Here is an 11,875-nt window from a genome sequence, read left to right as displayed (position 1 = left end):
TCGTCAGGGCGCGACGCTGATCGCGATGCTGTTGGCGCCGGCGTTGTACTGAACTTCGAACCCGGCGCTGCGCAGGTCGGCGAAGCTGACATAGTCCTGAGCGCCGCTGGCGAGCGAAAAGCGCGCCAGGGCGTCGGGATCCATCTGCGCCGAGACCAGGCTCAGCAGGTCGCCGACTTTGACCGAGGGCTTCATGTCCGGCCCGATGCGCACGGCGATGTCGCCGCCGGACTGCCCGCCGACACTGATCGCGGTCTGGTGGTACAACACTTCGTCGATCAGCCGGGTCGTGGTGCGCGCCTTGCTGGCGGCAGGAGCGGTCCTGCCTGCCACGGGCGTGACCTTGCGGGCGGCGGCGAACCGTCCCTCGCGCGGCACCGACTTGTGATAGTCGGCCAGATCGAACTTCCGCAATTCGGGCGAGCTGACCAGTTGAAGCGCCGGAGAGGTGGACGCTGGCGCCGGCGCCACGGCGGTCTCGACCAGCGGCTGGACGACCGGTACGGCGGCGAAGTTGACGGTTTCGGTTGCCGGGACAGACTCGGGAGCCGCTTCGAGCACCGCCGTCGGCACCGAGCCAAGGGGCGCGGGCCGAGCCGTTGCAGCAAGCAACGGTGCTGAGACGGGAGCCTCCCACACTTCGAGCGGCTGCTCGACATCAAGTGGCACTCTTGCCGGGGATGGCGCGACGGCCATTGCAACGCTCTGGCGGGCAGGGGTGGCTTCGGGGCCCCGGGTCGCCGTGGCAAGTGCCAGAGGTCGGACCGGAGCGGCCGGTGGAGCGAACCGGATCGACGCGTCGATCCGCTCTGCGCCCAATGACATTGCCGGAATGGCGGTCATGCTCTGGGTGGACGTGCCCCCTGCCAGGCAAGCAGCAAGGGCTACCGCTCCGAATATCGGGCGGTCATACGGCAGCGCGAGCGAAGGGCTGATCGAATGCATTTCGGGGTCCCCTGAGCCGAAATCGGCCGCCAAATTGTCCGTCGAATCGGCAAAAGGAGTCAAATGCCAAACGCAAGGCGCCACTTCTGCGGTGCAAAGTTCTGTAATTTAAGGATAGTGTGGAAACTCGTCAGTTAACGAACTGGTCCTGCGGCGGCAATTTGCGTCACTTTGGAACGACTTTCGCTTCGGCTTTGCGAATCGTGGTTAACGGTGCCTGGACACATTCTTCTACATCTAAGATATTGTATTAACATGATAAAATGTCTGACATGTCCGACGGTCACAAGTCACACGACGTTTTTTCGGGCATGCTGACCGCGTGGAGTCGCGGTCACGCAGGCATCCCAATGGTTTCCAAACCCGGTTAACGATCTTGCAAGGATTGGGGGTGGGTGTTCTAACCGGATCAAGGCGTAGGGCGCGCCACCCGATTCGGATTAAAAATCCGGCAGATAAGCGCCGCACGCCACCTACAGGTCGCAGAACGTCTTGGTTGGCTCAGGCCAGCGGCTCAGTGCTGCGTCCGCGATCATGTCGTCCTGCGTCCTTCATCGGCTCCCGACCCTTCGGCCGGCAGCGTGTAGAGAGTGACGACGGCCATGGACTTCGAAGGCACGCGCAACACCGAGACCGAAACCGCGCTGGACAGCGCCGCGCTGGCGCAGGCCTTGCCCGAGCTGGCAGTTGCAGCCGCAGCCGTCGCGCGAAGCGGAGCAACCGCCCTGGTTCCCGATGCGAACAACACCGTCGTCCTGCCCGAAGGTGCCAGCCTCGACGACATCACTGTTCGCGGCCGCGATCTGATCATCCAGACCGACGACGGACGCGTCTACATTATCGTCGACGGCGCGGTTTTCGTGCCGCAGGTGATCGCCCAGGGCGTGACCGTGCCGCCGCTCAACCTGGCTGCGCTGCTGATCGGAAACGAGCCCGAACCTGCTGCGGGCCCGGTGCGCAGCTCGGGCGGCAACTTCGCCGTCCCGGTTGGATCGATCCAGGACGCTTACAAGATCGGCGACCTGCTGCCCTATACCGAACTGCGCTTTCCCGAGCCGCAGGATCGCGAAATTTTCCCGGCGCCCGATGCCGAGCCGGAAACTGGCCCCAACCCGGACGTCCTGCTTGACGACGACGCTCTGACTGGCGGCAATCCGGGCGGCGCCGGCGATGATGCCGACAACGCCAACACATCGGGCATCCTGTCCGCTTCGGGCGGCAGCGGCGCGCTGACCTGGACCCTGTCGACCGCAGGTGCGCCATCGGGCTTCAGCTATGTCGCCAACGGCGACGGCGTGGATGTGTTCCAGGGCGCGGTGAAGGTGCTGGCGATCACGTTGAACCCGGCCACTGGTGCCTACTCGGTCGCGCAGCTCGCGCCGATCGTCCACCCCTCGGCCGAGGGCGAAAACAACCAGCTGTTCACGCTGACCTATTCGGTCACCGATATCGACGGCGATACCGCCTCGGGCACGTTGGGCATCAACGTCGATGACGATAGCCCGGTCGCCGGTCCCGATACCGACACGATTGCAGCTGGCACCTTTGGTCCGGCTACCGGCAACATCCTGACTGACGCCGCAGCCGGCGATTCCGGCGATGGCGACAACGGTCGCGATTCGGTTGGCGCCGATGGCGGGCTCGTCATCACTGCGATCTCGGGCTTCGGCGGCGCGGGCAGCGTGACCGGGCTGACGACCGGACAGTACGGGAAGCTCACGCTCGATGCGGCCGGCAATTACAGCTATATCCGCAATCCCGGCACGCCGGGCGGCGTAACCGATACCTTCACCTACACGATCCGCGACGCCGATGGCGATACCGCCACGACGACGCTGACCATCACCATTGCCGACGCCGCGCCGCAGACCGGCGCCAACGCTGCAGTCCTGCTCGACGACGATGCGTTCCCCGGCGGCAATGCCGGCGGCACGGGCGATGACGCCGATTCCGCCAACACCACCGGCACGCTGGCCGCCAGCGGCGGCGACGGTACGCTGACCTGGGCCCTCTCGGCCGCCGGCGCGCCGGCCGGCTTCAGCTATGCCGCGAACGGAACCGGCATCGACGTGTTCCAGGGCTCGACCAAGGTCCTAGCGGTCACGCTTAACACCGCGACCGGCGGCTATACGGTCACGCAGCTTGCGCCGATCGTCCACGCCGCGGGTTCCGACGAGAACAACGCCGCCTTCACCATCGGCTATACCGTGACCGACATCGACGGCGATCCCGCTACGGGCTCGCTGACGATCAATGTCGACGACGACACTCCGGTCGTGACGGCCACCGGCCGCGCCCCCGCGCTGGTCGTCGATGAGACCGATTTCGGCGTCAACGCATCGCGGGATCTCAGCACGCTCTTCACGCACGCCTTCGGCGCCGATGGCGCGGCTGCAAGCGGCAGCATCGGCTATGCGCTGGGCGTCGTCGCCGGGCCGAGCGGCCTCGTCGACACGCTGACCGGCCTGCCAGTCGTGCTGGCGATGAACGGCGCGGTGGTCGAAGGGCGCACCACGGGCGGGCTGCTGGTGTTCACCGCGACGGTCGATGCGAACGGCGTCGTCACGCTCGACCAGAGCCGCGCCGTGGTTCACACCCCGAATGCGGGTCCGGACGATATCGCCGCCCTGGCCGCGAACCTCGTCACCCTGACCAAGACGGTGACCGACCGCGATGGCGACAGCGCCTCGGCAACGGCCGGCATCGGCGGTCTGCTGCAGTTCGTCGACGACGCACCGGCGGCGGCGAACGATACGGATGCGCTGCTGGCCGGGGCGATGGGCCCGGCGACCGGAAACGTGCTGACCGATGCCGAAGGCGACGGCGGCAAGGATTCGCCGAACGCGGACGGCGGTTCGGTCACCGCTGTGACGGGTGCGAACGGTGCCGGGACGATCGGCGGCACGACCACTGGCCAGCACGGCACGTTGACCTTGGGCGCCAACGGCGAATACAGCTACGTGCGCACCACCAGCGGACCGATCGACGCGACCGACACGTTCACCTACACGCTCACCGATGGCGATGGGGACGCTGTCACCGCCACGCTGACGATCACGCTCAGGGATGCCGGTCCGATGACCGGCGAGAACGCCACGGTCCTGCTCGATGACGACGCGCTTGCCGGCGGCAACGCGGGCGGCACGGGTGACGATGTCAATGCGGCGAACACCAGCGGCTCGCTGGCCGGATCGGGCGGCGATGGCGCGCTGACCTGGGCACTGACCGGCGCGACCGTGCCGGCGGGCTTCACCACCTCGGTGGTCAATCCGGGCCTGGTCGAGATCAGCCAGAACGGCACCTTGGTGCTGACCGTCACGCTGAACGCCGCGACCGGCGCCTACAGCGTCACCCAGAACGCCGCGATCGACCATCCGGCGGGCGCGGGCGAGAACAACCTGCCGTTCACCCTGGCCTATACGGTGACCGATGCCGACGGCGACAGTGCCGCAGGCTCGCTCGGCATCAACGTGGACGACGATACCCCGCTGGCCGCGAACGATACCGACGCGGTTGTGCTGGGCAACGACGAGACCTCGGGCAATGTCCTGACCGGCGTGGGCGGCGACGGCAATCCGGCCGGGGCGGACTCGATCGGCGCGGACGGCGCAGCCCAGGGCGGCGCTGTCACCGCTGTGAGCGGGTTCGGCGGTGCCGGGACGATCGGCGGGACGACCACTGGCCAGCACGGCACGTTGACCTTGGGCGCCAACGGCGAATACAGCTACGTGCGCACCACCAGCGGACCGATCGACGCGATCGACACGTTCACCTACACGCTCACCGATGGCGATGGGGACGCTGTCACCGCCACGCTGACGATCACGCTCAGGGATGCCGGTCCGATGACCGGCGAGAACGCCACGGTCCTGCTCGATGACGACGCGCTTGCCGGCGGCAACGCGGGCGGCACGGGTGACGATGTCAATGCGGCGAACACCAGCGGCTCGCTGGCCGGATCGGGCGGCGATGGCGCGCTGACCTGGGCACTGACCGGCGCGACCGTGCCGGCGGGCTTCACCACCTCGGTGGTCAATCCGGGCCTGGTCGAGATCAGCCAGAACGGCACCTTGGTGCTGACCGTCACGCTGAACGCCGCGACCGGCGCCTACAGCGTCACCCAGAACGCCGCGATCGACCATCCGGCGGGCGCGGGCGAGAACAACCTGCCGTTCACCCTGGCCTATACGGTGACCGATGCCGACGGCGACAGTGCCGCAGGCTCGCTCGGCATCAACGTGGACGACGATACCCCGCTGGCCGCGAACGATACCGACGCGGTTGTGCTGGGCAACGACGAGACCTCGGGCAATGTCCTGACCGGCGTGGGCGGCGACGGCAATCCGGCCGGGGCGGACTCGATCGGCGCGGACGGCGCAGCCCAGGGCGGCGCTGTCACCGCTGTGTCGGGTGCGAACGGCGCCGGCACGATCGACGGCAGCACGCAGGGTCTTTACGGTACGCTCAAGCTCAACGCGGACGGCAGCTACACCTATACCCGTGCGTCGGGGGCTCCGGGCAATTCGGAAGACATTTTCACCTACACGATCACCGATGCCGACGGCGACACCGCGACGGCGACGCTGATCATCACCATCGAAGACGCGCGCCCCTTCACCGAGCCCAACCCGCCCGTCCAGCTTGATGACGACGCCAAGACCGGCGGCAATCCGGGCGGCGTGGGCGATGTCGATCCCGATACCGCCAACACCAGCGGCACCCTGTCCGGAGCGGGCGGCGATGGTGCGCTGACCTGGGCCTTCGGGACGCTGATTGCTCCGGCCGGGTTCACGGTCACGCAGGTCAATTCCGGGCTTATCGAGGTTGCCCAGGGCAACACCCTGGTGATGACGATTACGCTCAACAGCGCGACGGGCGCCTATACGGTAACCCAGGTCGCGGCGATCGATCACGCGGCAGGCGGCGCCGAGAACGACTTGTCGTTCACGCTCGGCTACACCGTCACGGACAGCGACGGCGACAGCGCGCCGGGTTCGATCGTCATCAATATCGATGACGATACGCCGACCGTGACTGCCGCCGGCACCGCGCCGAACCTGTCGGTCGACGAAACCAACTTCACGCCGAACAGCACCGCCGACCTCAGCACCCTGTTCTCGCACAGCTTCGGCGCCGATGGCGCCGCGGCTTCCGACAGCGAGGGCTATGCGCTGGGCGTAGTTGCCGGGCCGAGCGGTCTGGTCGATACCCTTTCCGGGCAGCCGGTCGTGCTGTCGATGAACGGCAGCGTGGTCGAAGGCCGCACCACTGGCGGCCTCCTGGTCTTCACCGTGTCGGTCGACGGATCGGGCAACGTCACGCTCGATCAGAGCCGCGCCGTGGTCCACGACCCGAACCTGGGTGCCAACGACGTCGAGACCATCGCGGCCGATCTCGTCACCCTGACCAAGACGGTGACCGATGGCGACGGGGACAGCGCCTCGGCGACGGCGGGCATCGGCGATCACCTGCGCTTCGTCGATGATGGACCGAGTGCGGGCGGCAACGCTGTCGCCACGCTGAACGACGACCTGCTGTCGGGCGGAAACGCCGGCGGCACGGGCGACACCGGCGCCGCTTCGAACGTCGGGGGCACGCTGTCGCACAGCTTCGGCAATGACGGCGGGTCTATCGCGTTCCTGACGACGGGCGCTCCCGCCACGTTCCAGTATGTCGCTTCGGGCTCGAACATACTGGTCCAGCAGAACCAGGGCGGCAGCTTCGTCACGGTCGTGACCGTAACGCTCAACAGCGCGACCGGCGCCTATACGGTCAGCCAGAACGCGCCGATCCTCCATCCGACCAGCGGCGCAACCGAGGAAAGCAGCTCGTTCACGCTGAACTACGTCGTGACCGACGGAGACGGCGACACCGCCCCCAGCACGCTGGTGATCGTGGTCAACGACGATACGCCGACCGCCGTCAACGACATCGACTCGGTCACCGAAGACGGGGCGCTCGTTGCCGACGGCAACGTGTTTACCGGCGTTGGTGGCAGCGATGCCAACGGCACCGACGGCGCGAAGGATTCGATCGGGGCCGATGGCGCGGCGCTGGGCGGTGCCGTGACCGCAATCAGCTTCGGGGTCACCGCCGGCACGCTTGGGGCGCCGCTCCAGGGAACCTATGGCTCGCTGACGATCGATGCGCAGGGCAACTATTCCTACGCGCTCGACAACGGCAACATCCTGGTCCAGAGCCTCGACGACGGCGAAACCCGCACCGACGAGTTCACCTACACGATCACCGATCGCGACGGCGATACCACCACGGCGAAGCTGACGATCACGATCAACGGCGCCAACGACGCCCCGGTCGTGACCCCGTCGACCACGGCGGTTTCGGAAGAAGGTCTCCCGCTCGGTAACCAGGACACGACCGGCAACACCGACACGACCAACAGCGCGACGTCCGGCGGTCAGATCGTTGCAACCGATGTCGATGGCGAGACGCTGACCTTCACCCTCGGTCAGCCGCAGCCCGGCCTGACCTCGGGCGGCGTGCCGATCATCTGGACCGGTGTCGGGACTTCGACGCTGACCGGCACTGCCGGTGGCATTCCGGTGATCACCGTAACCATTGACGGCAACGGCAATTACACCGTCACCCTGCTTGACGCGATCGACCAGCCCGATGCGACGGTCGAGGACAGCATTGGCCTGACCATCCCGGTCAACGTGTCCGACGGAACGACGTCCACCGGCACGACCATCGTTGTCTCGATCGAGGACGACAGCCCGGTTCCGGTGGAGTTCGCCTCGACCTCGGGCGCGGTGGACGAAGACGGTCTTGGCGGCGGAATCGCCGGCGGCACGGGCGACATCGCCGGCGAAGCGACGGTTGCGACCGGTTCGGTGGCCGGCCTGTTCAAGGGCGGCGCCGACACCGCGCCGCAGTACCTGCTGACCACCGTTACGGGCCTGCCATCGCTCACCTCGGGCGGCGTGGCAGTGGTCTATTCGCTCAACACCACGACCAACGTGCTCACCGCGACCGCCGGGGGCAATCCGGTGTTCACGCTGGCGATCGACAAGAACACCGGCGCCTGGACCTTTACCCTGCAGGGGCCGGTCGACCAGGCGAGCGGCAACGCCGAGAACAACCTCGTGCTCGACTTCGCGGCGATCGTCCAGGCGGTCGACGTCGACGGGGACCGCGCCAGCGTCGCAGGCACGTTCCAGGTCACGATCAACGACGACACGCCGACCGCGCTCAACGACAGCAAGGTCCAGACGGCCGAGAACCAGCCGGTGACGATCGATGTCTTCACCAACGACCTCGGCGGCGCCGATGGCAAGGTGCTGGCGTCGGTAACCCTGGTCGCCGGATCGCTGACCAACGGCGGCAACCCGGCAACGGGGTCGCTCGTCAACCATGGCGACGGCACCTTCACCTATGCGCCAGGACCGGGCGAAGAAGGCACGATCACCTTCCAGTACACGATCACCGACAAGGACGGTGACGTTTCCCAGGCAACTGCAACCATCACGCTGCTGGCGGATTCGGTACCCAATCCGATCGACGTTGGCGCGGCGGTTGACGACGATGGGCTGAACGGCGGGAATCCGGGTTCGACCACGGGTGACATCGACGCTAACTCGAACGATCTTGACGGGGCACTGTCGAGCGAAGCGAGCTTCCGCGGCCAGATCAACATGAGCTTCGGCAACGATACCGGCACCGTAAGTTTCGCCAATCTCAACGGTACGTTGGGCACGATCGGCACCGAAACGGTCAGCTACAGCTGGAACGCAGCCACCTTCACGCTGACGGCGACCGTCACCGGCGGTGTCCGTTCGGGTACCGACCTGTTCACCGTGAAACTCACCCCCGCAGGCGAATACACGGTGACCCTGCTCGACAACGTGATCCACGCCGCCGGGCTGAACGAGACGAGCACTTCGACCGCGCTGAATTATCGTGCAGCGGACAGCGACGGCGACAGCTCAACCGCTGGACGGCTTGTGATCCTGTTCAATGACGATGCGCCGACCGCTACGGCCTCGGCCACGCAGCCCACGTTGACGGTCGATGAAACGGTTCTTGCCACCAATGCATCGGCAAGCTTCGCTTCGGTCTTCACGCCCAACTTCGGCGCTGACGGAGCGGCCGTGGGCGGCGGCGCGGCCTACACCCTTGGCGTTGTTGCCGGGGCCAGCGGGCTGGTCGACACGCTGAGCGGCCAGAATGTAAACCTGGTCATGAACGGCAATGTCGTCGAAGGACGCACTGCGACCAGCAACCTGCTTGTATTCACCGTTTCGGTCGACGGTTCGGGCAATGTGACGCTCGACCAGATCCGCGCGGTGGTTCACACGCCCAACAATGGGCCGAACGACACCGCGTCCTTGTCTGCCGATACTCTTGTCACGCTGACCGGCACCTTTACCGATGCAGACGGCGACGTGGCGACCGCGACGGCCAACATCGGCCAGAACCTGGTGTTCACCGACGACGCGCCGACGCTTGCAATCGGCCCGACCGACCCGGTCATCTCGCGGACGGCGACTGGCGACTTCACGCTCAACATCGGCGCCGATGCTCGCGCGGCCTCGGCGCTGGTCGACAGCTACGTCAATGTCGTATTGAGCAGCGGCAGCGTCAACGGTCAGCCGATCACGGTGACCAGCATCGGCGAATTGACTCCGACGACCAATACTTCGTCGCTTGTAACCTATGCGTTCGCGTTCACCTATGATCGCGATCCGGTGGCAGCCGGCTACCAGACAGCCACCAACGGCGGGACGATCTCGCTAAACACCCAGACGGGCGATTACACCGTCACGCTCGACAGCGCGGTGGCGACATCGCTGACGGTGCAGACCAACGCCGGGAGCGTCATTCGCACCACGTTCGACAACGAGGACAATCCTGGCGTCAGCTCGGGTCCTGAAGTCACGGTCGCGCAGCTGCTGCCCAACTTCTTCGTCCAGTTCAGCGGCGAACACTCCAACCTCGAATCCGGCTTCACCTATTCGGGCGGATCGAACGGGACGTTCAGCGCGCCGGAAAGCTATGTCACGATCAGCGGATCGTCGAACGGTGTGGCCAGCGACACCATCGCGCAGAACGACGTGCTCGAGCTGAACTTCTTCACGCAGAATCCCGGCGGTGACCTGTCTTCGCCGACGGAACCCAAGGCCATGGCCGACGCCATGTTCCTCCAGATCGACCAGTTCGGGAACACCGAGGATATGGTCGTGGTGCTGAAGCTGGTCGATCCCGCCAATCCGAACACGATCATCACGCGGACATTCGTGGCGGACAATTCCGATTTCTACACCAAGGCCACCGGTTCGCCTGCCGGGTACAGCTTCACTTTCGACAACGACGATGCAGTGCTCGTGATCGAAAGCAACGACTATCGCCTGCCGGGCGATCCGGCCGTTTACCAGATCGTCGGGATGCAGGTTGTGACCTCGACCCAGCTGACCAGCGGCCTGGCCTACGATCTCAACGGCGCGGTCGGGACGAACGGCGGCATCGTTGACCTGTCGCCCAATGCCTTTGCCGATGGCGGGGTGACCGACGACAACGACGTGACCAAGATCGTCAACATCGGCTTCATCCTGACGCAGAGCAATCCGCAGCCGCTCACTCTGAACTTCACGGTCGAAGCGACCGATGCCGACGGCGACTCGACCGGTGCGGTCCCCTTGACCGTCACCTTCCCGGCAAGCGTGATGCCGATTGCAGTCGATCTCGATGGCGGCGGCGTCCAGTACCTGTCGACCGCCGACGGCGTCGCCTTCGACTACAACGGCGACGGCGCGGCCGAACAGACTGCCTGGGTTGCGGCTGGCGACGGCCTGCTGGCGATCGACGCGAACGGCTCGGGCACGGTCGATGCCGGAAGCGAGATCGTGTTCGGCGGGAACGGCCTGACCGACCTTCAGGGTGTCGCCGCGACCTATGACAGCAACGGCGACGGCCTGCTCGACACACAGGATGCGGCTTACGCCCAGTTCGGCGTGTGGCAGGATGCCAACAGCAATGGCGTCAGCGAGGCGGGTGAGTTCAAGACGCTTGCCGAACTCGGCATCGCCAGCCTCGACCTGACCAGCGACGGCAAGGCGGACGCGGCCGCGGGCGGCGACGTCACGATCTTCGGGACGACGACCTACACCCGCGCCGACGGCACCACCGGCATTGCCACCGACGTGGCTTTCGCAACGACCACCGCAAACACCCTCCAGCGGCAGGCCCAGCCCGCCGAACTGGCAGCGATGAGCGCGGCGGCCACTGCCCTTCTCGCGGCAATGGCGATGGACCACGCCAATGCCGCGGCAGCGCCGGGCGTTGAAAAGGCTGCAACACACGGTGCCGACCTGCCGGCCGCTCCGGCTGCTGCGGCAGCCGACCTGCCTGCGCAAGCAGCCCCGTCCGCCTTCGCCCAGTTCGCAGCCCACGCGGCTGACAAGGTCGCGGCGGCCGATGGGGCTACCGGTTCCGCCGACCGTGGAACCACGGGCCAGGACCACGCGTCGCTCGGCACGCTGGCCGATCGCGGCGCCGACAAGGCGGACGCGCCGGCCGACGCCGGCAAGAGCGCCCTGTTCGGCGGCAACGACGGGCACGCGGCGATGGACGCACTGCTGGCGGTGGCGGCTCCTGCCGCGGCCAAGGGCACTGCAACGCTGCCGGGCGTGACCGACGCACTGGCCGACGCCGCAGGCAACCACGCGGTCGACAGCATCGTCGATCACTTCGCCGCCCATTCGGGCGTGGAACTGGGCGCCATGTCCAAGGCCGGCGACTTTGCACTCCAGGGACTGCTCGACAGCAGTGTGCAGGGTTCCGGTTACGATGCGGGGGCAGCGCATTTCGCACCGCTTCCCGCACTCGATCACGAACAGGCCGCTGCCTTGGCGTGATCTACGGTCATTGAGTTGAGAGACTGCAGCGAAATTGGGGAATATCGCGATGCCTA

At 66.4% G+C, this 11,875-nt stretch carries 2 protein-coding genes; one reads left to right on the top strand and one right to left on the bottom strand.

Annotated features, from left to right (window positions below; all coding sequences use genetic code 11):
- Nucleotides 1-3: 3 nt before the first annotated feature.
- Entirely contained in the window at nt 4-843 is an 840-nt protein-coding gene (locus B0I00_RS17060) for a hypothetical protein (protein WP_198519224.1), read from the bottom strand.
- Between the two features lie 704 nt (nt 844-1,547).
- Here B0I00_RS17060 and B0I00_RS11840 point away from each other — a divergent pair.
- Nucleotides 1,548-11,819 (top strand): DUF5801 repeats-in-toxin domain-containing protein, encoded by a 10,272-nt coding sequence (locus B0I00_RS11840; protein WP_100867574.1) that lies wholly within the window; start codon nt 1,548-1,550, stop codon nt 11,817-11,819.
- Nucleotides 11,820-11,875: the final 56 nt, after the last annotated feature.

Source organism: Novosphingobium kunmingense, assembly GCF_002813245.1.
Classification (GTDB): domain Bacteria; phylum Pseudomonadota; class Alphaproteobacteria; order Sphingomonadales; family Sphingomonadaceae; genus Novosphingobium; species Novosphingobium kunmingense.
The sequence above is the reverse complement of the archived record's forward strand: the minus strand, read 5'-3'. Positions and strand labels throughout refer to the sequence as shown.

Coding starts and splice junctions, on each gene's coding strand:
- B0I00_RS17060 (WP_198519224.1), bottom strand. CDS start 843: ATGACCGCCATTCCGGCAATGTCATTGGGCGCAGAGCGGATCGACGCG.
- B0I00_RS11840 (WP_100867574.1), top strand. CDS start 1,548: ATGGACTTCGAAGGCACGCGCAACACCGAGACCGAAACCGCGCTGGAC.